The sequence below is a fragment of the Pseudidiomarina halophila genome (genome assembly GCF_003987215.1).
Taxonomy (GTDB): Bacteria; Pseudomonadota; Gammaproteobacteria; order Enterobacterales; family Alteromonadaceae; genus Pseudidiomarina; species Pseudidiomarina halophila.
In genome coordinates, this window is record NZ_PIPW01000003.1 from 284,750 (window position 1) to 309,309 (window position 24,560).

The following is a 24,560-nucleotide window of genomic DNA, read 5'->3' on the forward strand; positions in this document are numbered from 1 at the left end:
GTTTGCTTTAAATCAGACCCGGACTAGATGCCAAAGTCGTCGAAACGAATGCGATCACGAGGTACCCCGGCCTCAGCCAACATTGTCATGGTGGCTTTTAGCATCGGCGGTGGACCGCAGACATACACATCAATGGCAGTGACGTCCTGTGAGGCCAACCACGTGGCAACGGTTTCATGAACGAAGCCGGTTGCGCCCTGCCAGGCGTCGCTGGTTTCGGGCTCCGAAAGCACCGGCGTATAGGCGATACCGGAATGTTGCTCGAATTCATCGCGGTAGCACAGCTCGCTGGTATGGCGTGCACCATAAAAGAACACGCAAGGTCGTGGTTGCGACGTATCCTGTTCCGTTTGCAGCAATGCACGTAATGGTGCGATGCCAGCGCCGCCACCGATAAAGAGTTGCGTGCGGGGCGAAGCTTCAGTTAACACAAAGTCACCAAATGGACCAATGGCTTCAATCCGATCGCCGACACTCAGATTACATAAGTAGGTAGAACCCACACCTGGAGGCACACCTTCGCTAGGCGATGGCATCTGACGCACGGTAAACACCAACTTATGCGGGTCTGCTTTTGTGGCTACCGAATAATGACGGGTAAGGACCTCTTCCTGATGCGGGATCAGGAATTGCAAGAATTGTCCTGCCTCGTAGTCGATGGCCTGCTCGCTCGAGAACGTCAACTCGACGATTGAAGGCGTCAGTTGGCGTTTACTCGCTAACTGCAATTCAACCGTAGCGACATTTTCATTAGGTAGTTCAATTTCAACCTTGTCGTTGACCCGGTGCTGACACGATAAACGTAATCCAGCATTGAGTTCTGCCGGACTTAGCATTGCTTTCTCTGCTGCGCTCGGTTGCGGTAGTTGTTCGCCATGCAGGGTCACTTTACAAAGTCCGCAGGTACCGCCACCGCCACAACTGCTGGCGACAGGCTGACCGGTTTTTTGCAAATGTTCAAGCATGGTGGCTTTACGGCGTGGATTGAAGTCGCCCTGGGCCACATTGCGGCCCAACAGAATGAGACCGGATAGCGAGAACCATAGTGCAAACAGACCAGCACTCCAGATCAGCAGGTGGTTGAAACTACGTTCGCCACTGTAATCCATGAAGTGCAGACGAAACGCCCAGTCGGCAATAGTCCAGGGTGTGTTGCGGTGGTCAACAACTTGTCCCGAAGCAGCCTCGACATAAATACGAGTATTCAGGTCGTCGGCCATATCAATGCGAAAGCCAGCGTCATCCCAACCAACAATCTCTTCACTACCAGTAACGGGAGTAACTTGCTCAACTTCGCCGGGACCATTGTAAGAACTAAGCGCAATTTCCCGGGCTAAGTCCGCATCGGTTTCCCATGCAGTGCCGGTATTGGCATTGATATAAACTGTACTGTCGTTCAGGGTGACAACGTATTGGCCTATGCCCATCACGCTTGAGAGTTGAATTGTTTTGGCATCAGGGTACTCACTGTGCACGGTTTCAATACCAACTTGTGGCGCGGCATCAACCAGCATCGGTGGATGTTGATGTTCCATATATTGATGACCGGACATGCCATGGTGACCGGTAAAAGCGAAAAACAACCCGCTCGATAACCACAATACCACCTGCACAATAAGAATCAGGCTAACCCAACGGTGAAGCCACTGCATAAAGCGCATCATTGGGCACCTCCCGGCTTTTTCTTTTTGAAACTAATGGTGTACACCAACAAAACTGCACCGGTAATCATCAAAATAAAGGTGCCGATAATGAAAACCTTCAGCCACCATGTTTCGATGTCAACACGGTCGCTGTAATCCATGATGTGGGTCATCCACATGATGTCGAAACCGCGCCAGAACGTATGACGTTTTACCAGCATGTCGCCGGTGGTTTCCGATAGATAAAGGCTGGTATTGCCAAAGTCATCGTAGTTAACCTGCCAGATAGGTAGTAAAGCAGGATTTAGTTCGGTCGGCGGGTTTTCAGTTAAGTAAACCACCGAGTCAATAGTAGGTGCCTCAAGCGCGTAGTAGCGATTGGCAAGCTCCCTGATATGGTGCTCTTCAAGGGTGATCGGTGCCAGGGTTTCAGCGCTGACGATAGTTTGTCCCTGATGGCCATCAAGTTCATAAACTGCGGTGAGCTGATTGTTAAGCCAACGGGTTTCGAGCGCCACCGTCTGGGTGTGGGGATAACGTTCAAGCAGCTGATCTAACGGAGCTACTTGCGTGTCTGCTGGAACAGCGGCAGACGTGTCCTGGACCAAATGGTCGCCGTGAATAAAGTCGAGCTGAAAAAACACCATATAAGCGCCGCTAATGGTCCAAATCACCATTTGAACGCCGAAAATTAACGACAGCCAGCGGTGCCACACTCGCCATTGACTGGAACGCTGATGTTGCGCCATGTCATACCTCAGAATAAGTTAAATAAAAAGCTGCCGCTCGCGAGCGAGCGGCAGAAACAGAGATTATCAGAAACTATACCGAACTTTCAGATAAAGCTGACGACCCAATAAGTTGTAGGTCATGGTGTCAGTGTTGGCATCAGTCCAGCTCTGGATAAACGGTGGCTCTTTATCAAACAGGTTGTTCACACCAGCCGTAAGGCTAAGGTTGGTGTCCATGAAGTAAGTACCTTGCACGTTATGGTAGAACACACTTGGCGCGTGGTCACCAATATCGCCTGGTGAGGCATTAATATCATCGGCTTCGCCGATGTATTGAACGTTGTAATGCAGACGCCAGTCGTCCCGCGTAAATGTTGCAGTGGCATTCGAGCGCCAGTGCGTGTAACTACCACGGCCGCCAGTGATGTAGCCTGCATATTCGATTTCCGCAGCACCTACGAATGGTGCAAAGGTATATTCGTCTAAGTAGCTGACATTCCAACTAAAGTCACTCGCCCAACCAGCAAGTTCAGTTTTGTAGAATAATGCTGCATCAATACCTGAAACATTTTCTGTTGCTGCATTGGTCGGCTGTGCTGACAAGTAGTTAATATCACCGGTCAGTGAGTCGCGAGTGAAGTGCTCAGAACTACAGAACGGATGCGAAAGGTTGTCAGAGTTGTAGCATACTGACAACTTGGTTGAACCTGGGATGGTCTGAATCGCATTCTCGATATCAATGTTGTAGTAATCTACGGTAAGTTGCAGATTTTCGACAAAGTTAACGTCCCACACAACACCTGCGGTAAAGGTTTCTGCATCTTCAGGTTTCAGGTTCGGATTACCGCCGACTGTTGTTAATACAGTCGCGCCAAACTGAGTGTAGCCAGCAGGTACGCCATCTGCCTGGCAGTTGGCGGCCACTGTTGGATCTGCACCCGGCTGATCCCAACCATCACATGGATCTGTGGTGGTCAAGTTACCTTCTGCAACACCACCGAAAAGCTCTGGGATGTTAGGGATGCGGAAAGCAGTCGATTGCGTTGCACGCAGCTTCAGGGCGTCCGAAACCTGCCAGTGCAAGCTTGCTTTGTAGTTACCATCGCTACCAAAGGTATCGTAGTCGCTGTAACGATAGGCTAAATCAAGACTCAGTGATTTTGCGAAAGCTTCATCTGCAAACAGTGGTATAGAAGTTTCAGCATAAACCTCGTCGACAGTATAGCTACCTTCAATTGGCTCGGCTTGGTTGGTATTCATGATCCCCGCAACAATTGAGGAATCAGGATTACGCCAGCCTTTCTCTTTGCGGTGTTCTACGCCAAACGCTACCGGGACCCAGCCTGCAGGGAGGTCAAACAAGTCCCCGGTAATGTTTGCCGTAAGTGAACGCTGCTCGTTGCCGCCGTTGTCCGTAGTGCGGAACATAATGTGGTCGAGTGCTTCCTGTGATAAGTCGCCATAACCAAGCAAGTCGATACATGGGATGCCGTTAGTGCCACAGGTATTTGGATCCAGGCCTTGCTCCAGACGCTGGGTATTAACGATATTGGTCATGCCGTCAATGGCAGTATTACGACCATAATTGTATGCCACTTCCCAGTTCCAGCCGTTACCGATGATACCGTTTGCACCCACTACAGTACGGAAGGTATTCACGTCCTGGAAGAAAATACGCGGTCCGCCTTCCAGCAAACGGCGGCCGTCCAGGCGAATGGTTTCGCCAGTAGGGTTAGTCGGATGATCCGGACCAAACTCAATGCCCCGTAATGTTCCCGGTGTTGCCAGCTGCTCTGAAGTACGGTTGTTGTAAAGTACTTCAGTAAATACTGTGGTATCAGGGCTCAGTTGGTAGTCGCCAAACACGGACATATTCCAGTTCGTGATCGGGTTAACTGCATTCAGATATGGGAAGAAGGCAAAGTTATGCTCTGCACTACTGTAGGTCTCGTAGGAGTCGCCGTCACCATTAGGATCTTGATTGAAGTTAATGCGCTCACCAGCATTCGGGCCCGTGAGGATGGTTGCACGGCCACCAATAGTGCTGGAGCTACCAAAGCAATCCAGCTGACCTGGGGTCATTTCCGCTAACGCACAACCGGCTTGATCTGCCATGTTCAGTTCATCAGAGGAACGGTAGCCCAGAGTTGCCATGATCCGGCCTTTATCGCCACTGGTACCGAATATCAGGTTTACGTTGCGATCCTGGCCTTCGCCGTCGTCAGTCGAACCGACACGAGCTTCGACGGTGAACCCATCGTAGCTTTTTCGGGTGATGATGTTTACGACACCAGCGACAGCGTCAGCGCCGTAGATAGCAGAAGCGCCGTCTTTCAGGACTTCGATACGTTGAATCATTTCAACCGGTATCATGTTGAGATCGACTGAGCTGTTGGCACCAGTACCGCCGTTAACGATACGACGGCCATTAAGCAGTACCAGCGTTCGGTTAATGCCTAAACCGCGAAGGTTAACCTGTGCGGTGCCATAGCCGTTGCCGGTCCAGTACGCGTTATTCTGGCCACCAGCAGCACCTGCCGAGGCAGACATCCGCTGTAGAATCATTTCAACTGAGGTCATGCCCGAGACTTCAATATCCTCGGCATCGAAAACCTGAATTGGGGAGGCGCTTGCAGCTTCGGCGCGTTTCAATCGTGAGCCGGTTACAGTAATGCGTTCGGCATCCGCTTGTGCGTCACTCTCATTGGTTTGTGCAAACACTGTAGGAGAGCTGAAAAAGGTGGCCGATACGCTTAAAGCGACGGCGGAAAACAGTAATTTTTTCATTATGTCACCCTGAATAAATTTTCGTTGTTGTAGCTTATGGATTAGACGTCGAGTTTACCCGATCAACTTGTTTATACAACTACTACCATAGAAGTTTTTACAGTAGAGTAAAGAGCGCTCATAGTGAAAGTTGTATAAAGAATGCCCGATTTCAAGGGTATTTCAGGGCTTGTATAGTCAACCTGGGCCGAGATGGATTAGAGGAGGCTACTGTAATTGCTCGATTAACAGTACTGAAAGTTACACACAAAAAAAGTTGTTTAGATTAAATTCGATCCTAAACATACATAATAAATATGCATTATGCGCGCAATTAAATTCATCCTTGCTCTGCTGTTTTATTACGAAAAACCAACTTTTTTTGCAGTCGGTAGCTCAGCAGAAAAACGATGACTTCAGAGGCGGGTTTACCAATGAAGGGAGACACGCCGACCAGCAGTAATCCTTTTGTCAGCATGTAGTTAACAGCAACAAGCACGGCTGCTAGCAGGGAATAGTGCGTCGCGTCACGAAACAATGAGCCACCACGGCCAAAGACCCATTGGCGGTTCATACTAAAGTTAAAGATACCGGAACAGAGTCGGGCGCTTGCAATAGCTGCAAGAATTTCGCCAGTGAAGCCGTAGATCAGCGCAAATAAGCCGTAATCGATGAGCGCGGACGCAATGCCTACACCAGAAAACTTAAGAAACTTACTATAGATTCTTAGCGAATCCTGCAGGGGTTTAAAGTGACTACTTTTATTGCCTTCTTCGTAGACGGTAGTAATGTCCAGACTGCAAAAGCGCAACTGATTGCGTTTGGCTAAAATGAGCATATCCAGCTCAAATTCGTAACGATTGCTCGGCATCTCTATAAGCTCGGGCAAGAGCTTGGCAGGGACTCCCCGTAGGCCTGTCTGAGTGTCGGGAACATTGATTCTTAAGCCTAAGCGAAAGGTGAAACGAGCGAAGGTATTGCCAAGCCATGAGCGAAAAGGGATCCCGGGTGCCTTAAAGTCACGACTGCCTAACCAGAGCGCGTCAGGCTCATTGTGAAAAGCTTTTGCAACGGCCAGGATATCGTCGGGGAGATGTTGCCCGTCGGCGTCGGCAGTCACCGCACCGACGCTCGCGCCTGCATGGCGCTCAACCCAGCTAAAGCCGGTTTTTAATGCTGCACCCTTACCTAGATTAGTTTCGTGCTGGAGCACTGTTACCTGGTCAAAGGTTTCAAGCTCGGTAAAAATAGAGGTCGCATCGCTGCCGTCATTAATTACGACAATTCCCTGATAATCATTTGCATCTTCGAGCAACGTCTTAACGAGTTGCGTTAGACGGACATCAGGATTATAAGCGGGAATAATGATTACAGGTCGGCAGTCGGCCAAAATTTCCTCTCTAGGCAGTTAATATCCCAATAAACAGCATGATAACAAAAGCAAAGGCTAATAAGACAGAATAAACCAAAGCGCACAAGAAAAACTTGGTTAGGGTAAGCAACCAGCCCTGACCATAAAATAATTTTTGCGTGAACAGCATGTAGCTAATCATCCACACGATAAGGATGTTTTCTGCCCAATCAACGACATCTTCAATTATCGGTAATCCTGTCAGTTCCGTCGCCCAGGCGGAGCCTTTGCTGATTATGGTAAGCAGCATGAGCGACAATAGCAGAAACGCATGAGTGTGCAGCGCTGCGCTTAAATGTTCCAGGTAAAAGCGCCCGGAAAATGCGTAAATTAACTTTAGAAACAGCGCCCAGAATGGCAGCATGATAAGCATCATCTGGGGCGCTAATGAAACCAGCCGTTTGACTAATATTCTGGGCTCTTTAGAGAGCTCGACGACGCGCTCTTTTATCTGGTTCTCTTGCGCTTCTGTCGCAAAGGGCAGACTAATAGTAAGTCCCTCAAAGATTTCTTCGGGCGCTTTAATGGTGTTCCCGGCAGGGAGTAAATCCAGTCCTTGTTGGGCTTCGTCTAACGCCTGATCAAGTTGTTGCTGTTCCGCTGGGGTTAAATCGTCAGGCCCGGTTTGAATATTTTCGAAGTCAATAAGTGACGTCAGCACTAAAAATGAAATCAGCGAAATAAAGAAATAGAGTCGCAGCGGTGGCACATAGGATGCGTGCCGGCCACGAACAAACTCCTGGGTTAGAAATCCCGGACGTGAGAACAAGCCTACCAAGGTCCGGTAAAACCGCGAGTCCCAGTGACTAATTTCGCCCATCAGGTCGCCGACAACTGCAAAGACACTGCGGATATAGTGACGATTCTGTTGGCCACAAACATGACAGAATTCGCCCAAAAGTTCACTATCGCAATTTTTGCAGCGATGGTTCGCGGGTTCGGTGGCTGGAACAATGCTCGGCACAGCACTTTCGGTTGTCATAATGGTTCGGTTGTTATTGTTATAATGGCTTTAGTTTAGCTTAGCTTTTACTTATAGCATAAAAAAACGACCACAAGGGAGTGGTCGTTTCAGAGATTGGAAGTGATGGTGTCTTGGCTGAGAATTAGCGATTGTTACCGTTATCGCCGTTGTCCTTTTTCTTTTTGTCCTTACTGTCTTTCTTTTTGCCTTCAGCATCAGCTTTAAGCGCTGCACGCTGAGCTTCACGCTCTGCTTTCATCGCTTCATGCTCGGCTTTCATCTTCTCGCGCAAGTCTGTTTTGCGTTGCTCTGCTGTGTCCTTTGATTCTTTGTCTTTGGCATCTTCAGCTTGTTGTTGTCCTTGCGCTGCATTCTGGCTTTGCGCAGCTACGCTAAGTGGTAGCGTCAGTACAATACCTGCAAGCAATACTGTTAATAAACGATTCATGGTGAACTCCTCAACTACGGTTTTTGCAGTGACCGGCAAAGTATGTAATGAATAGATTGTACTTGAATTAGGGTAATCCTGCTCAATAAATCGGCACGATCCACAAATGTTTGCGACTATTTTACAAAAATATCACGCTGCGACATAACGTGTCGCATCACGGGTATAACCTTGGACTTCGGCGACACTGAATCAGAAAGGGAGTTCAGTTATGCAAACGGTTCTACGCTACTTGCTTATGTTGCGACATATACCAAGACAACCACAGAAAATCGATGTAAACACGCTAAGGGAACGTCTTGCCGAGCATGGTATTGATGTCAGCATTCGTACTATTCAACGCAATTTAATTGAGCTCTCTGAAGTATTTCCGCTGACCACCGATGAACGGTGTAAACCGTACGGTTGGAGTCTGTTGCCCGATGCCCCCCTATTGCCATTATTGTCATCAAATCAAATCCAGCGTATTGCGTCAGGGGCTGACACCGCAGTTACGGAAACTGTCCCGCTAAAATTGCGCTGTGTTCCGGAAATCAAGAAGCAATTGGAAACCTACCCGCTTAATGATAGTCAGCGGTTAAAAAGTAATGGCGAGAGCGTACTGCTCACCGCTACTGCCGACTTAACCGACGAACTTACGGTTTGGATTTTGAGTCATGGGGCTAAACTTGAGGTGCTTGAACCTATTGAGTTGCGAAATAAGGTCGCCGAGCAGGCACAGATCATGCACCGTTATTATAAAGCTTAGTGTTGGCCTGGTTCTGGATTTGGGTCAGGTCTCAGTCGGCCAACATCCTTCATGTCGTAATAACCAGGACTTTTTGTCTAGTCCCCCAGCGTATCCTGTCAAAGTACCGTTAGCACCGATCACTCGGTGACAGGGCACCACAATTCCTATTGGATTTTTGCTATTTGCCATGCCAACAGCGCGAACAGCCTTGGGATTTTCAATCGCATTGGCAACATCCGCATAGCTAGCCAGTTTCCCGAACGGAATACGTTGTAAGGTCTGCCAAACGCGCTCCTGGAATTCAGTGCCTTGCGGACGTAACGGCAGATCAAAAATACGTAATGAACCGTCAAAGTAATCGGTCAGCTGCTGCGCTGCTTCACGAAGGATCGGGCACCACTTCGTCTCAGTCACGGGTGACTGCACAAAGGAAACGGCTGTAATGGCCTCACCGTCACTGTAAATTGCGACGGGGCCTAATTCGGAATCGATACTTGCTTGATAAATTGTGTTCATGGTATTGATTTAGCACATCTTCGCGGCCTGTTCCAGAGAGAGACAAAATGATATCTAAACTAAAGCAACTAAGTTTCGGCCCCGCCACCCTGGTGGCGGCCGCTTTTATCGGGCCGGGAACCGTTGTTACCGCCAGTCTTGCTGGGGCTAATTTTGGCTATGCGTTACTCTGGGCTTTAGTTTTTTCCGTTCTTGCGACGATGATTTTGCAAGAGATGGCAGCACGGCTTGGTGTTGTTACCCAACAAGGGTTGGGTGAAGCTATCCGTTCACAACTGGAAAATCCTCTGCTCAAGTGGTTTGCCATAGCCTTAGTTATTGCAGCTGTGGTGATCGGCAATAGTGTTTATCAAGGCGGCAATCTTACCGGCGCAAGTCTGGGCATGGCAGGTTTGCTGGGGGAGCAGGCCGCATGGATGCCGCTGGTACTTGGGGTTCTGGCGGCTGCACTCCTTTGGCGCGGCAGTTACCGTTTATTGGAGCGGGTTCTGATTGCGCTGGTGTTGGTGATGAGCCTTGCATTTATCACCACGTTTCTTATCGCGCAGCCGGACTGGTCCGAATTTTTTCAGGGCTTGTTCATGCCAAGCCTGCCGACGGGTTCGTTGTTAACGGTAATAGCATTAATCGGCACCACTGTGGTGCCCTATAACCTCTTTCTACATGCCGCGAGTTCGGCTCAGAAATGGCAAAGTCCAGAGCAATTACCACAGGCACGTGGCGACTTACTGGTTTCAATTCCGCTTGGTGGACTTATTTCCATTGCGATAGTTTCGACAGCGGCAGCGGCATTTTTTGGTCGGGCAGTGACTTTGGAAGGTGCTGCAGATCTGAGTGAGTCCTTACGGCCATTGGCTGGCGATGGTGCTACCTGGTTGATGGCAATCGGCTTGTTTGCCGCGGGCTTGTCTTCATCGCTGACTGCTCCCCTTGCTTCAGCATATGCCCTTAGCGGTATTCTCGGTTACGGCGGTAATTTGCGGAGTTGGCCATTTCGCTTAACCTGGCTGGCGATTATTGCCATCGGGGTGGTTATTGCATCGCTGGGAATTCGACCCGTGAATGTGATTTGGTTTGCGCAAGTTGCCAACGGCTTGTTGTTGCCTATTATGGCACTGTTTCTGGTCTGGGCCTGTAATCATAAAATGATGGGCAATTACCGCAATTCCTGGCAGCAGAATACATTAGCTGCTGTCGTCGTGCTTATTGCGGTAGGGTTGGGATTACGCAGTATCGGTGCGGCGTTACAATGGTGGTAGGCTAATCACCAAACTGGAGCTCGAGCTCAATACCGACCAACCAACGGGGTTGCCGGTGTTCGCTTAGATGCTCGCGCGGCCAGTGGGTACCGACCCATGCTTCCAGATAGAGCCACTCACGTAAGAATCGTGAACGGTGTAATGCGCGTAGACCATAATCTTGCATTGGAATTTCGTGCTCTGTCTCGCCGTACCACCAGATCTCGGCGCCAACAGCACGCTCATGGTGATAGATGTAATACAGCTTTTCCGAAGCGTGCCAGCGGAGTCCCTCAGTGCGTTCAGCGAAGGTGCCGCGCACCCAGAACTTATTAAACCAGCGTTCGCTTAGGGCGAAATCGTGTTCGATCGTTTGCGCTACGCCAAAACCGTCACTGTCGCGCCAGAAACCAACAGTCTGCAAGATGATCTCGCTGCGCTCATTAATGATGCCTTCGTACCGGTAACGGGCGCGCACGTATGGATCCAGGTTTATTCCGCCGCGGAAGCCGGCACCAAAGGAGACGTTGTGGTTAGCCCGGACCATTGGATCGAAACCTAGCCCGATCATCCATTCTTCATCCGCTTCGTCGCGGCGAATAACCGTTGGTCGGGTGGTTTGTTGATCGTTGATGAAATCGTCAAAATCGCCACGGCCGATGATTGCAGAAATTTTGCGTTCGGCATGGGGCAATATGACTTTGGCACGAAAACTAGTGTCGAGCTCAAGGCCATTGTATTCATCCCATTCTGGTCTCAGGGTAAGGCTACCGTAAGCATTCTCGTAGTCGGAACGGATAATGTCTTCAGTAAAAAAAGAGTCGAGCCAGGCGGCTGTGGCACTGACACCTGTTTGCAGCCCTGAGCGGATGTCATCGATGAGTTCGGTATCTTCGTCGGAGTCTTCAGTCTTTGTTTGCTGCGCGGCCACAGTGCCGCTGAGCGTCAAACTTAAGAGCAGGACGCTAACTAAACTCAATGGATGGATTAAACCCCGGCGACATCGCATTACGCTGATTCCTTTTTGAGCCTGTCTTTGAACATACAAGGAATCAGCGGGTTTGGCCAGTTAACGAATGTTAAATACTGACACGTTTGTAGTGCCGGTACTCGGGTGACCAGAAATGCGAGTCAATGCGCTGGCGCAACGTTTCGTCACTTATTTCTAGCGCATGCCCTTCGGCTTGTGCAACTTTGCCGACAGCAAACGCAATGCTTTTACTGAGCTCAGCAATGTGTGTGAGCGGCGGCAACAACTGATCGTCTCTATTCTGTACCCGCGGTGAAGCCTCGGCGAGCGTGTTGCTTGCCGCCATCAACATGGCGTCGGAGATGATCCGGGCTTTAACCGCAAGCACACCTAAACCGATGCCCGGGAAGATATAACTGTTGTTACATTGCGCGATAGGGTAGAGCTTGCCATTAAATTTAATCGGCTCATACGGGCTTCCCGTTGCAACTATGGCATCACCATTGGTCCATTCGATCACGTGTGCGGGATGCGCTTCGATTTGTCGTGAGGGATTGGACAATGGGAAAATAATTGGCTGCTGGGTATATTGATGCATCGCCCGAATGACTTGCTCAGTAAACAGCCCAGGCTGGCCGGATACGCCGATAAGAATGGTTGGTTTGGCGCAATGCATGACATCCAGCAACGACGGGTAGTCACCACTATGTTGCCAGTCGCTCAGCTGTTGACGCTGTTGTACCAGAGCTTGCTGAAAGTCGCGTAAACCTTCCATCCCTTCAGTTAACAGACCAAAGCGATCGACCATATAAATTTGCTGGCGCGCTTCACTGTCGCTGAGTCCCTCGGCCACCATCTGCGCGATCACCTGTTCGGCGATACCACAACCGGCAGAGCCCGCGCCAACGAAGGCGACGCGTTGATCTTTCAGCAGCACACCTTTGGCTTTACAGGCGGCCAGCAAGGTGCCGACAGTCACCGCAGCAGTACCTTGAATATCATCATTGAAACAGCAGAAATCGTTGCGGTAACGTTGCAAAATCGGCATCGCGTTCGGCTGCGCAAAATCCTCAAACTGGATCATTGCTTCTGGCCAGCGGCGTCGCACAGCATGCATAAATTCCTGAATAAACGCATCATAACTTTCCTGATCGATACGTTTATGACGCGCCCCCATGTACATAGGATCGTTTAAGAGTTTCTCATTGTTGGTGCCGACATCTAAACAGACCGGCAGGGTATAGGCAGGACTGATACCACCACAAGCGGTATAAAGACTAAGCTTACCGATCGGGATCCCCATGCCGCCAATCCCCTGATCACCAAGCCCGAGAATCCGTTCGCCATCGGTGACAACAATGACTTTGACTTTACGCTTGGTCGCATTACGTAAAATGTCATCGATTTGGTCGCGCTCTTCGTACGAGATAAATAAACCACGCGAGCTGCGGTAGATATCGGAAAACTGCTCACATGCATCACCGACAGTTGGGGTGTAGATGATGGGCATCATTTCTGCCAGATTGTCTTGCAGTAATCGATAGAAAAGCGTTTCGTTGTTATCTTGAATGGCACGTAAGTAAATGTGCTTGTTCAGTGCCGTATCGAAACTCGAGTACTGCATGTAGCAGCGTTGCACCTGTTCTTCGATGGTTTCGTAGCGCGGAGGTAATAAGCCTGTTAAATTAAAATTAGCGCGCTCTTCACGCGTAAAAGCACTACCTTTGTTTAATAGCGGCGTTTCTAGCAAGTTCGGGCCTGCATAGGGAATATACAGCGGATTCTTCATGGAATCATTCTCCTGGCGCGTACGGATTCAAAAGCTTTGGACCCGTTATTATGGCAAAAAAATAAGGGAAACACATGGAAAATCCGTCATTTGAAGTAAAACTTGAGTTAGTTGACAACTACAAATTCGAAATTGATTTCGGTGATTTTGGACACATGATAAGTGATGAGCCTGAGCCACTTGGGCATGGTGAGGGACCGAATCCAAGCCGGCTGTTGGGTGCTGCAGTGGCAAACTGCCTGGCGGCCAGCTTAATGTTTGCCATCCGCAAATACAAAGGCGAACCGGGTAAGCTTCATGCCAAAGTTAAGGGTGATATGGCGCGGGTCGACGGCCGTTGGCGTGTCACTCACCTATACGTCGAGCTGGTCCTGGGTAATCGTGCCGATGCGATTGATAAACTGGATCGGGTGCTAGCCCAGTTCGAAGATTTTTGTGTGGTGACACAAAGTGTACGTAGTGGCGTGGAGGTTGACGTGACCGTCCTCGATGAAGACGGCCTGATATTATCAAGCGCCGAATAATTGCTGACCTGAGTTCATTAATATCCAACTGGTAAGAATGTACTTGTCGTTCGACTCCGGTACAGTTCCGCGATGAGTGTGGGTAAAGTATCCGGGGGCAATCACCATTCGCCCCTGGCGCGGCTGTATGCTGCGGTTTTGATAATAAAAATCGGTACTCCCACCCACTTCCACATCGTTGAGGTAGAACATAAACAACAAGCTGCGATGGAGGGCTTCGACACTACCTTTCTCGGGAAACACCTCGCAGTGCCAGTAATTGTAATTTCCCGCGCCGCGCTCGTATTTTTGTGCCTGAACTGCACCCAGTCGGTACAACAACTGCATAAATGCTAATTCGTTACCGGCCGCAACCTCATCAAAGTTTTCGTGAGTCAGTGTCACCGGCTCTCCCGTTTGCGGGTGGCGTACCTGCAATGCTACCGGGGCAATGAGGGCGAAGCGGTATTTCTTAAAGTAATCTAATGCGCAACGCTCTGTGGCTTCGATAATCGTTTTTAACTGTTGTTGATACTCAGCATGCTGATTTAAATACAAATCAGTGCTTAATTTCTTGCTCGGATCAACGCCACCGCCGGTGCGGCCGGGTTGCAAATGCGGACTGGCATTAAATGTTTCGATAAAGCGCTGGCAAAAGTCCGGGCTCAGCGCCTGGTCGTAAACTTCGATAAAATCATTGCTCATAGTTATTTTTCGTCCGAAATTTGAATTTCATCGGCAAAGCAGACGGGCGAGCTTAATTCGTTCCCGTCGGCCTGCTCATCTTCCAGTTGTAAAGCATGCAACATAGCTTTACGCAGCACTGGCAGGTGTGACTTATCAAGCGACTTGACTGCACTCAATAGCGTTACCTTACCTTCCCGCACATAGCTAAGCAGAGGTGTAAGTTCGTCGTATTTATCCTCAAGTTCCTGCAAGTAGCATTTTGCAAAATCCGGATAAGACAATTCGTCAGCATGGTAGCTTTTGCGTAAGTCATCCGATGGACAGACGTCTTTGCACCAGTCGGTCAGGTCAGCATCTTCCTTACTTACTCCGCGTGGCCAGATCCGGTCGGCGAGTATTCGGCTGCCATCGTCATCTGCAGTTTCTTCATAAATTCGTTTTAACTCTATGGAATAATCTTCACTCATGATGTCATTCCCTTGTAATAAAAAGTCATTAAATTGTTGCGCAACTTACGCTATAGTGATTCGCGAAAACTAAGTGGATTACACAACAATAAGAGAAAGGACTATGAAACGCCATAACTTAGCACTTGCAGTTTCGGCACTACTGGTTAGTGGTGCGGCATCTGCAGACATTATTATTTCTGAGCACATTGAAGGCAGCAGCAACAATAAAGCCCTTGAATTTTTTAATGCGGGATCGACGGAAATCGATCTCAGCACCTACGTTTTAGAGATCTATTCAAACGGCAGTCTTGAGGCTGGGAATACCGTACCATTGGCCGGCACATTGGCACCGAATGGCATTTATGTCATTGCGCATCCCTCTGCCAATACTGAAATTCAGGCTATCGCAGATAAAACCGGAAACCTCTATTACAACGGTAACGATGCATTAGTTTTGCGCAGCGGCGACGCTGTTGTCGATTCAATGGGGCAAATTGGTGTTGATGAAATTTGGGCGTCTGACGGTGTGTCCATGCAGAATCAGACCATCCGCCGCAAAGACACTATCACCACAGGTGACACCGACCCCAGCGATGCTTACGCTCCTGGCGATGAATTTAACAGTTTTGAAATCGATGACATCAGTGATCTAGGTAAGCACCTTGGCTACGGTAGCGAGCAACCTGAGCCTGAGCCCGAGCCGGCCCCTGAGTTTGGTGCCTGTGGCGACAATGCGACGCTGATTTCGGCAGTGCAGGGTAACGGTTTATCAAGTCCGTTATTTGAAGAAAAGGTCGTGGTTGAGGCAGTGGTAACTGCTGTTTATCTTGATGGTGAGCGACCGCTGAACGGTTTCTTTATTCAGGAAGAAGATGCGGATCATGATGCTGATCCTGCCACTTCTGAAGGTGTCTTTGTTTACCATCAGGATACTGCTGTAACTGCAGGCGATAAAGTTCGCATCGCTGGTACAGCCGCTGAATTTTATGACTCAACGCAGTTGGGCAACGTTACTGAAATTACTATATGTTCGTCTGGTGAAAGCGTTACACCTGCGAGTTTCAGTCTTCCTGTGGACTCAATGGACGCCTTTGAGGCCGTTGAAGGTATGCTGGTCAGCCTGGATCATCCGGTCGTGGTAACGAATACTGAGTCCTTAGGGCAATGGGGTGAATTCTGGGTGGCCCACGAACGTTTGTTTACCCCAACCCAAGTTGCAGCGCCGGCTGAAAATAATGACGTCAATGTACGCTTGAATGCATTTATGATTGATGATGCCCGGAGTGTAACCAACGCCGAAGACGTGCCATTCCCTGCAGGCGGCTTAAGTGCGGTGAACTCACTTCGCTTAGGCACCGAAATCACCAATCCCACAGGGGTGATCAACTACGGTTTTAGCGAGTATCGTTTACTACCCACGAGTGACTTGCAGTATGTCGATACCAACCCTCGTACGGCGGCGCCAGAACTTGATGCCGAAGGCGATTTGCGTATTGCTTCATTTAACGTGGAAAACTTCTTCAACGGTGACGGTGCAGGCGAAGGCTTTCCGACGGAGCGCGGGGCCGACACTGTGGCAGAGTACGAACGTCAACTTACCAAGTTAGTTGCGGCGATCACGGCGATGAATGCCGACATCATTGGTCTTAATGAAATTGAGAACGATGGCTTTGCTGAAACCAGCGCAATTGCACAGCTGGTTGCTGAGGTGAATGCACAAAGTGATGCCGAGTGGGCCTTTGTTGCTTTTGGCGATACTGAATTCATCGGTAGTGATGCGATCACCAATGCGTTGATTTACCGCACCGATCGCGTGGCTGAAACAGGTACAGCAGTATTTACCACCGATGCACCGTTCGATTTTGGTAACCGTCCGCCGATCGCGCAGACCTTCCATGATTTGGTAAACGAAGATGAAGTTACTGTTGTGGTAAACCACTTCCGTTCTAAAGGCGGGTGTAACAATAGTGCCGCAGAAGGTGACAAGGATAGTGGCGATGGCCAGGGATGCTGGAACGCAACCCGGGTTCAGGCTGCTGAAAAAGTGCTTGAATGGATTGCAGACGATCCGACCGGCCGCGCAGTTGACGACGTAATACTGGTCGGTGACTTTAATGCTTATGGCATGGAAGACCCGGTTCAGGTTCTTGTTGATGCGGGCTATACGGATCTGCAAATGGCGGAGCTGGGTGCCGAAAATCACACCTATGTGTATGAAGGTCTCTCGGGTTCACTTGACCACGCTTTTGCCTCCGCTAGCCTGACCGAAAAGGTTGTAGCGACGGCAAACTGGCACATTAACGCAGATGAGCCGAGCGTATTCAGTTACAACACTGAGTACAAGAGTGAGGCCAATCAGGTGAGCTACTACAACGAAGACCCTTATCGCAGTTCAGACCATGATCCAGTGGTGGTTGCCATGACTACGGTGGCTGGTGATACAGGTGACAATGATGGCGGCGACCCGGATGTCGATGATGGCGGTTCAGCGCCACCAACGGAAGAAATTCCGAATCTCGACCATGCCACAACCAGCGGTTCTTTCCCAATCTGGTTAGGTTTAAGCGCATTGTTGTTAGGTTTAATTCGCCGTCGCGTGTAACCACACCTACGGTTAGAAATGCTAACGCCGGTCAATGACCGGCGTTTTTTTTGCCGGAAACGCGGGTGCTGTATTGGATTAATTATTTTCGGGTTTTTGGGCTACTATTGATTAAAACCAAAAGGAGCTGACCATGCGTCTATTACTAACTTACTTTTTTATTTTCTGCCTGCTGGGGTTAACTGCATGTTCGCCAGCTACGGAGTCCACGCAAACTTCGATGGCTGAGCAGGCCGCTGATCCGGCAGTGGAAGCTGTCGCTGAATCCGGATTTGAGCAGATTGAGAAAATATTGGCTGAGGTTTATGCCGAAGACATGCCCGGTGCGACTGTAGTCGTTTCGCAGGGCGGTGAGATTATTTTCAAAGGTGCGCGTGGCATGGCCGACATGGAAATGAATGTGGCGCTGCAACCCGATCATATCCTGCGTCTTGCCTCCTTAACTAAGCAATATACTGCGGCAACAATTCTTAAATTGGTCGCCGCCGGCGAGCTCGATCTGGACGCTCCTGTGGGTGACGTTTTGCCAGACTTTCATATACCGGAGCTTACCCTACATCAATTACTGAACCATACGTCCGGCCTGCCAAGTTACACCGATGTGCCCGGATATATGATGAGCGACGAAATTCGTGCTGATGTGTCAACCGCCGAGTTGATTGCCCTGACCAGCGACATGCCGCTGGATTTCACGCCAGGTAGTGAGTGGCGTTATAACAATTCAGCTTATGTGGTACTGGGTGCCGTAATAGAAAAAGTAACAGGTAAAAGCTGGTATCAGGCCATGCAGGAAATGTTGTTTGACCCGTTGGGGCTTGAGGCGACGGGATACTATTCAGCAGCTGAAATCGTTGCCGGTCGGGTTGAAGGCTACATGCAAGAGGAAAAACTGGTCAACGCGCCCTTTATAAGTATGACGCAACCCCATGCGGCTGGCGCTTTATCAGCATCTGCCAGCGATGTTGATAAGTGGCAACAGGCCTTACACAACGGCAAGGTGTTAACTGATGCGATGTATGCACGAATGATTGACACCAGCAAAGGCTTTAATGATTACGGTTATGGTATTGCCAGCAGTAAGCTACGTGGTGAAACAATGTTAAGCCATTCTGGCGGTATTCATGGTTTTAGCACCTATGCGCTATGGTTGCCGCAACAGCAAGTTTCTGTCGTCGTGCTGAGCAACTACATGGGGCATTCGCCAGGTGCTGCTGAGGTTGCGTTACGTCTGGCCGCGCAGGTTATCGGTAAACCTTTTCCTATTGAAAAACCGACCGTAGAGCTTGCTGAGAGCGAATTACGTGAATTGATAGGAACGTATTCCATTGGTGACGATGAGCAACGCACGCTGAGCTGGGAAAATGGTGTGCTATACAGTCAACGCGAGGGGGGCCGCAAGTTCGCAGTTCGTGCTGTGGGCGATGACCAGTTCGTGTTGGAAGACTCGCTGGTTTATTTTACCGTGCGAAGAACGGACGATGGCACTGTTGAAGGTCTGAATTTTTATCAAATCGGTGCCACCGAGCCTGAATTTTCCAGGAAGGTAAGTGATGAAGTTGCGGTTCGCAGCGTGGTTGAATTGAGCGAAGACCAGGCAGCGCGCCTGATCGGCGACTACCAGTTGCAGCCTAATTTTGTCATTAGCGTACGTTACACTGACGCGGGAATTACCGCGCAAGCGACAGGACAATCAGCATTTCTGGTCAAAGCCGAGAGTCCAACGGTGTTATTCAACGAGCAGTTTGGTATCGTCATGGAGTTCCAACTGCCTGAGCAGGGATCCGCCGAGCAACTGACGTTAATACAAGGTGGTCAAAAATTGCCTGCGCCACGTATAGAGAATAACGAGGAGGGTGAATGACATATATCCATGACAGTATTGAACAGTTAAAGAAAAGCAGCCCAGCACAAACAGAATTCTATCAAGCGGTCGAAGAGATATTGGAATCGCTGGCGCCGTTATTGGAGCAGAATCCAAGATACCGCCAGCATTCTATTATCGAGCGATTACTCGAACCAGAGCGGCAGATTATGTTCCGTGTCCCCTGGCTCGATGATGACGGTAAGATTCAGGTCAATAAAGGCTATCGGGTCGAGTTTAATTCAGCCCTGGGGCCCTACAAAGGTGGCATGCGCTTTCATCCGAGTGTGAATGCCAGCATTGTTAAATTTCTGGGTTTTGAGCAAATATTTAAAAATGCCCTGACCGGTTTGCCAATCGGTGGTGGCAAAGGTGGTGCAAATTTTGACCCCAAAGGGAAATCCGATGCGGAAATTATGCGTTTCTGTCAGTCATTTATGACAGAACTCTATCGCCACATTGGCCCCAACACTGATGTGCCAGCTGGCGATATCGGCGTTGGTACCCGCGAAATCGGCTATTTATTTGGTCAGTACAAACGCATCGTCAATCGATTCGATGGCGTTTTAACTGGCAAGAGTCCGCTCTGGGGTGGTTCAGCGCTGCGTACCGAAGCAACAGGATTTGGCTGTGTTTACTTTGCCCGATCCCTGCTTGAAAGCCGTGACCAGACGCTTGAGGGCAAAACCTGTTTGGTATCCGGCTCTGGTAATGTGGCAATTTATACCATGCAGAAACTTTATGAGCTGGGCGCCAAGCCTGTCGCCTGCTCAGATTCGAGCGGCACAATTTATCATGCCAGCGGTATCGATCTGGACTTGGTCAAAGAGATAAAAGAAGTGCGTCACTCACGGCTCAGTGAGTATTGTGGTACGCATAGTGAAGCGATTTATACTGCCCGTACAGATTACCCTGAAAACGGCGATCAGATCTGGCGTTATCAGGCGCAACTGGCATTTCCCTGCGCGACGCAGAATGAACTTAATGAAAATGACGCCCAATGCCTGGTTGAACAGGGCATTGAAGCCGTTGTTGAAGGTGCCAACATGCCCTGCACCCAGGCTGCAATTGATTTGTTACAGGAACAACGCGTGCTCTACGGGCCAGGTAAGGCAGCAAATGCCGGTGGGGTTGCCACCAGTCAGCTGGAAATGGCGCAAAATGCCAGTCTGACGCGTTGGACACGCGAGGAAGTTGATGAGCAGCTGCAATGTATCATGGCACGTATCTACCGCGACGCAAAAGCTACCGCTGAAGAGTTTGATGCTCCCGATAACCTGGTCCTGGGGGCCAATATTGCCGGCTTCCGGCGGGTCGCCGATGCGATGATTGACCAGGGTGTTATCTGACACCCTGGCTCACTCAGAACACAGGTAATGATTGACTTTGCGCCCGGCAAGGGCAATGATGGCTGGAATCAATAACCACGTATTTTCTACATAAAAACAACGAGTATAAAAATGAAAAAGTCACTTATTGCATTGGCGCTGGTGAGCTCTGTGGCCGTTGCTGATGAAGGCATGTGGATGCCGCAACAGTTGCCGGAAATTGCGGATAAATTAAAGGCAGCGGGCTTAGAATTAGATCCCAGCGATCTAACCAAGCTAACTGAGTTCCCGATGGGAGCTGTGGTCAGCTTAGGCGGTTGTTCAGCATCTTTTGTGTCTCCGCAAGGCTTGGTGGTTACCAACCATCACTGTGTTTACAACAGCATTGCTTATAATTCGACACCTGAAAATGATCTGCTGGCCAATGGCTTTCTTGCCGCTTCACTGGAAGATGAAGTTGCAGCAGCTCCGGGATCCCGCATCTACGTAACCAAAGCTGTTGAAAATGTTACTGCGCAGGTGATTGATGCTGACACCGCCAAACTGACTGGTAAAGAGCGCGTCGATGCTATTGAAGATAACTACAAGAGTATTGTTGCGGCCTGTGAAGAAGATGCCGGACATCGCTGTGCGGTCTCATCATTTTATGGTGGGCTCGAGTACTTTTTGATTAAGCAGCTTGAAATCAAAGACGTGCGACTTGTCCACGCGCCTGCTGAAGGTGTCGGCAAATTTGGTGGTGATACGGACAATTGGATGTGGCCACGTCATACCGGGGACTACTCATTTTACCGCGCCTATGTCAGCCCGGAAGGTAAGTCTGCCGAATTTTCCGAGGAAAACGTACCCTATCAACCGGAGCATCACCTGACGATTGCGTCAGATGCCCTCGATGAAGGCGATTTTGTGATGGCCTTGGGCTATCCGGGTCGCACTAATCGTCATCGTTTGCCAAGTGAAGTGGAAAACACCTTCGAGTGGAGCTACCCAAACACGGTAGAGCGCTTCCGCGATAACCTCGACATCATTGCGACACAAACCGAAAGTAATAAAGATGCTGAGCTTAAGTACGCAAGCCGGGTGGCAGGTTTAAATAACTACCTGAAAAACCGCCAGGGCATGCTCGATAGTTTTGCCAACTCAGATCTTCTGCAACGCAAAAAGGCTGAACATCAAGCTCTGAAGCAGTGGGTCAACAACAGCGCTGAAAATGGCGCCGCTTATGCAGAAGATCTACAGGCAATCGAGCGTTTACTGGCTGAACGTCATGAAAGTGAGCGTGAGGATTACTACCGCTCGCTGGCAACGCCTCGCCTATTAGGTATGGCTGCAGTTTTATATAAACTGAGCCAGGAGCAAACCAAGCCAGACGCGGAACGTGAAGCCGGCTACCAGGAGCGTGACTTACCGCGTTTTAAAGCTTACGTAGCGGGTCTTGATCGTAGCTTCGACGCCAGTGTTGAAATGGCGCTTGATTTTTACAACCTGAAAAATTACCTGCAGGTACCGACAGAGCAACGCGACTCAGTCTTTGATGAGGCACTTGGTTTAAGCTCTGAGATGTCTGACGCCGAGCTTCGCGATCTGATTGCCAGCTGGTACGCAACAACCGACTTAACTGAACTTGATGTGCGCAATCAACTGTTGGCGGCGAGCCCGAGTCAGTTTGTTGATGAGGATGACGTATTTGTGCAGGCTGCAGTAGCTTTATACCCTCAGCAACAGGCTGAGCAGGATGAAGCCGAAGAGTTATCCGGGCAGATTCAGGCGGCTTATGCGAACTACATGCGGGCGAAAATTGCCTTCATGCGTGAGCAAGGTGAAGCCGTTTACCCTGATGCAAACAGTACGCTTCGGGTAACTTACGGCACCGTAACAGGGCGTGACCACGGCACTTATGACGGTACCGCCTGGACGGCATTTACAACTTTACGTGGCATTCAGCAAAAAGCCACTGGCGAAGGCGAGTTCAATGCGCCACAAGCGCAACTCGATGCCATTAAGAATGAAAACTATGCTGACTACTATGTTGAGAGCCTTGATTCAGTGCCAGTGAACTATCTTGCGACCCTTGATATCACCGGCGGTAACTCAGGCTCAGCGGTGCTGAATGGCAAAGCTGAACTGGTTGGTTTAGCCTTTGACGGTACCTTAGACTCGATTATCTCGGACTGGGATTTCAACATCGACAACACCCGCTCGATTCAAGTGGATAGCCGTTTCATGCTATGGCAGATGGAAGTTGTAGACGGTGCCGATAACTTGTTGAAAGAGCTAGGTATCCAATAAGTTTAAAGGAATCTGACAAAACACCGCTCACGGAGCGGTGTTTTTCTTTGTGAATTCTTTACATTTAATTTGTCACCAATTGCAGGATAGGAGCGTCTATACTTTAACTGGTAGCCAAAAGCTGCCCGCCTAACGGAGGCTCAATCATGTTTAAACTTAACAAGGTCAACGTGCCTTTACTGAAATTCAGTGTACTATCGTTGGCACTGGCAACCTCAATTGGCTGTACTGCGATTCCAACCGCGCATGCCGAGTCGGATCGTTACTCGGTGAGTGCAACCAATGGTGTATATACCCAGGCAGACCTGGATCGCATGTTGGCACCTGTTGCCTTGTATCCTGATAGCCTTCTTTCCCACATTCTAATTGCTGCGACCTATCCACTGGAAGTCGTCCAGGCAGAGCGGTGGGTCAGTCGTAACGCGCATTTAGCTCCTGAACAAGCGTTGGCACAGGCCGATGACGAAAGCTGGGATCCCAGTGTTAAAGCTCTAGTGGCCACACCCGATGTACTCAAGCAAATGAGTGAAAATCTGGAATGGACTCAAGCCCTTGGTGAAGCGTTTATCGCACAACAGGAAGACGTGCTGGCCAGTATTCAGGTGCTGCGCGACCGTGCTTATGTTGCAGGTAACTTACGCAGCGACGAACATGTCGCGGTGGCACGTGAAGCGCGCACTATTCGCATTGAGACAGTGCGCCGCGAATACGTTTATGTTCCGGTGTACGATACCCGTTATGTGTATGGTCCATGGTGGCACAGAACACCACCAGTTTATTGGGGACACCCCGGTTTAACTGTATCACTGGGCAGCGGTATTCGCTGGTCGTTCTCTTACCATGTGCCCCACTGGTATTTCTTCAGTGATTTTTACTGGCCGAGTCGCTATGTGGTTGTGCATCACCATCATTATCACAACCGTGATCGTGATTGGGATCGCGACCGTCGTCGTGGTCGCCACGACCGTGGCTACCGCCCTGAACCGGGTGATGGTGATCGCTGGCGTCATGACCCGCGCCATCGTCGCAACGTGGAATATCGTCATCGCGAGTTGGTACAGAATCCGCCGCAGCTGCAGCCGAAAGATGATCCAGGCCGCGTAGTCGCAGCTCCGGTACGCGATAAGCGTCCACCGCAAGTTGAAATCCGCCGCCGCTTGTTAGAAGCGGAAGCTGAGCCGCGGATGCGACGGGTTGAAGAGCGTGGGCCTATTGCTAAACAACCGGGCCGTGTCGAGCAGCAGCCAAACGAACCTGTTGTGCGTCAACAGCCGCGCTTCGAGCGCAAAGCAACGGAACCCGTGGTACGGCAGCAGCCGGTGTTTGAGCGCAAGCCAAGCCAACCCGTGGTGCGTCAGCAACCGCGTTTTGAGCCGAAGCCGAGTCAACCTGTGGTGCGTCAGCAACCGCGTTTTGAGCCTAAGCCGAGTCAACCGGTCGTACGTCAACAGCCAACTGTTGAACCGAAACCAAGTTTCGAACGCAAGCCACAAGCCAGACCGCAACCTATGCGACAGCCAGTGGAAGTTAAAGACGGTAAAAGTCGACGTCATATCGACTGAGGTCAAAAAAAAGCGCGTGGTTTAATACCTTCGCGCCTTTTTACTCAGTCATGACCAGTAAAGGAAAGCAGTA

The 24,560-nt window shown here is 49.9% G+C and carries 19 protein-coding genes; 8 read left to right on the forward strand and 11 right to left on the reverse strand.

Annotated features, from left to right (window positions below; all coding sequences use genetic code 11):
* Positions 1-23 precede the first annotated feature (23 nt).
* From CWI69_RS10370 to CWI69_RS10395, 6 genes are all read right to left on the reverse strand, one after another.
* Positions 24-1,664 (reverse strand): 2Fe-2S iron-sulfur cluster-binding protein, encoded by a 1,641-nt coding sequence (locus CWI69_RS10370; protein ID WP_126764137.1) that lies wholly within the window; start codon positions 1,662-1,664, stop codon positions 24-26.
* Positions 1,661-2,392 carry a hypothetical protein gene (locus CWI69_RS10375; RefSeq protein WP_126764138.1) on the reverse strand — a complete coding sequence of 244 codons (732 nt, stop codon included), beginning with the start codon at positions 2,390-2,392 and terminating at the stop codon, positions 1,661-1,663. Before CWI69_RS10375 ends, CWI69_RS10370 begins: the two co-directional genes overlap by 4 nt.
* A gap of 66 nt (positions 2,393-2,458) precedes the next feature.
* A complete protein-coding gene (locus CWI69_RS10380; RefSeq protein WP_126764139.1) occupies positions 2,459-5,161 on the reverse strand; it encodes a TonB-dependent receptor in 2,703 nt (900 codons plus the stop codon).
* 319 nt (positions 5,162-5,480) lie between these two features.
* Positions 5,481-6,530 carry a bifunctional glycosyltransferase family 2/GtrA family protein gene (locus tag CWI69_RS10385; protein ID WP_126764140.1) on the reverse strand — a complete coding sequence of 350 codons (1,050 nt, stop codon included), beginning with the start codon at positions 6,528-6,530 and terminating at the stop codon, positions 5,481-5,483.
* Between the two features lie 10 nt (positions 6,531-6,540).
* On the reverse strand, positions 6,541-7,533 hold the full coding sequence (locus CWI69_RS10390; RefSeq protein WP_126764141.1) for a DUF3667 domain-containing protein: 993 nt from the start codon (positions 7,531-7,533) through the stop codon (positions 6,541-6,543).
* 124 nt (positions 7,534-7,657) lie between these two features.
* The gene (locus CWI69_RS10395) at positions 7,658-7,963 is read right to left on the reverse strand and encodes a hypothetical protein (RefSeq protein WP_126764142.1); all 306 of its coding nucleotides are present in this window, start codon (positions 7,961-7,963) and stop codon (positions 7,658-7,660) included.
* 211 nt (positions 7,964-8,174) lie between these two features.
* Here CWI69_RS10395 and CWI69_RS10400 point away from each other — a divergent pair, with 211 nt between their 5' ends.
* The gene (locus CWI69_RS10400) at positions 8,175-8,711 is read left to right on the forward strand and encodes a WYL domain-containing protein (protein WP_126764143.1); all 537 of its coding nucleotides are present in this window, start codon (positions 8,175-8,177) and stop codon (positions 8,709-8,711) included.
* 24 nt (positions 8,712-8,735) lie between these two features.
* On the opposite strand, the gene CWI69_RS10405 is transcribed toward CWI69_RS10400, so the two are convergent.
* Positions 8,736-9,209, reverse strand: coding sequence for a methylated-DNA--[protein]-cysteine S-methyltransferase (locus CWI69_RS10405; RefSeq protein WP_198678941.1), 474 nt, complete (start codon positions 9,207-9,209; stop codon positions 8,736-8,738).
* A gap of 47 nt (positions 9,210-9,256) precedes the next feature.
* Here CWI69_RS10405 and CWI69_RS10410 point away from each other — a divergent pair, with 47 nt between their 5' ends.
* The gene (locus CWI69_RS10410) at positions 9,257-10,468 is read left to right on the forward strand and encodes an Nramp family divalent metal transporter (RefSeq protein WP_126764144.1); all 1,212 of its coding nucleotides are present in this window, start codon (positions 9,257-9,259) and stop codon (positions 10,466-10,468) included.
* A gap of 1 nt (position 10,469) precedes the next feature.
* On the opposite strand, the gene CWI69_RS10415 is transcribed toward CWI69_RS10410, so the two are convergent.
* Both CWI69_RS10415 and CWI69_RS10420 read right to left on the reverse strand, forming a co-directional pair.
* Positions 10,470-11,456 carry a hypothetical protein gene (locus CWI69_RS10415; RefSeq protein ID WP_126764145.1) on the reverse strand — a complete coding sequence of 329 codons (987 nt, stop codon included), beginning with the start codon at positions 11,454-11,456 and terminating at the stop codon, positions 10,470-10,472.
* 70 nt (positions 11,457-11,526) lie between these two features.
* Complete coding sequence (locus CWI69_RS10420) at positions 11,527-13,206, reverse strand: NAD-dependent malic enzyme (RefSeq protein ID WP_126764146.1); 1,680 nt, start codon at positions 13,204-13,206, stop codon at positions 11,527-11,529.
* A 74-nt stretch (positions 13,207-13,280) separates the two neighbouring features.
* Between CWI69_RS10420 and CWI69_RS10425 the strand changes: the two genes are divergently transcribed.
* Complete coding sequence (locus tag CWI69_RS10425) at positions 13,281-13,730, forward strand: OsmC family protein (RefSeq protein ID WP_126764147.1); 450 nt, start codon at positions 13,281-13,283, stop codon at positions 13,728-13,730.
* Here the strand turns inward: CWI69_RS10425 and CWI69_RS10430 are convergent.
* Complete coding sequence (locus tag CWI69_RS10430; protein ID WP_126764148.1) at positions 13,716-14,414, reverse strand: 2OG-Fe(II) oxygenase; 699 nt, start codon at positions 14,412-14,414, stop codon at positions 13,716-13,718. The two genes, CWI69_RS10425 and CWI69_RS10430, sit on opposite strands and share 15 nt — an antisense overlap.
* A gap of 2 nt (positions 14,415-14,416) precedes the next feature.
* Positions 14,417-14,863, reverse strand: coding sequence for a DUF488 domain-containing protein (locus tag CWI69_RS10435; protein WP_126764149.1), 447 nt, complete (start codon positions 14,861-14,863; stop codon positions 14,417-14,419).
* A 103-nt stretch (positions 14,864-14,966) separates the two neighbouring features.
* On the opposite strand from CWI69_RS10435, the gene CWI69_RS10440 reads away from it, so the two are divergent.
* The 5 genes from CWI69_RS10440 (at position 14,967) to CWI69_RS10460 (ending at position 24,487) form a co-directional block, all read left to right on the forward strand.
* On the forward strand, positions 14,967-17,447 hold the full coding sequence (locus tag CWI69_RS10440; RefSeq protein ID WP_126764150.1) for an ExeM/NucH family extracellular endonuclease: 2,481 nt from the start codon (positions 14,967-14,969) through the stop codon (positions 17,445-17,447).
* Positions 17,448-17,580: 133 nt separating this feature from the next.
* Positions 17,581-19,308 (forward strand): serine hydrolase domain-containing protein, encoded by a 1,728-nt coding sequence (locus tag CWI69_RS10445; protein ID WP_126764151.1) that lies wholly within the window; start codon positions 17,581-17,583, stop codon positions 19,306-19,308.
* Complete coding sequence (gene gdhA / locus CWI69_RS10450) at positions 19,305-20,657, forward strand: NADP-specific glutamate dehydrogenase (protein WP_126764152.1); 1,353 nt, start codon at positions 19,305-19,307, stop codon at positions 20,655-20,657. The genes CWI69_RS10445 and gdhA overlap by 4 nt, the downstream gene beginning before the upstream one ends.
* 111 nt (positions 20,658-20,768) lie before the next feature.
* A complete protein-coding gene (locus tag CWI69_RS10455) occupies positions 20,769-22,925 on the forward strand; it encodes a S46 family peptidase (RefSeq protein WP_126764153.1) in 2,157 nt (718 codons plus the stop codon).
* A 146-nt stretch (positions 22,926-23,071) separates the two neighbouring features.
* Entirely contained in the window at positions 23,072-24,487 is a 1,416-nt protein-coding gene (locus tag CWI69_RS10460; RefSeq protein ID WP_126764154.1) for a DUF3300 domain-containing protein, read from the forward strand.
* Positions 24,488-24,560 lie beyond the last annotated feature (73 nt).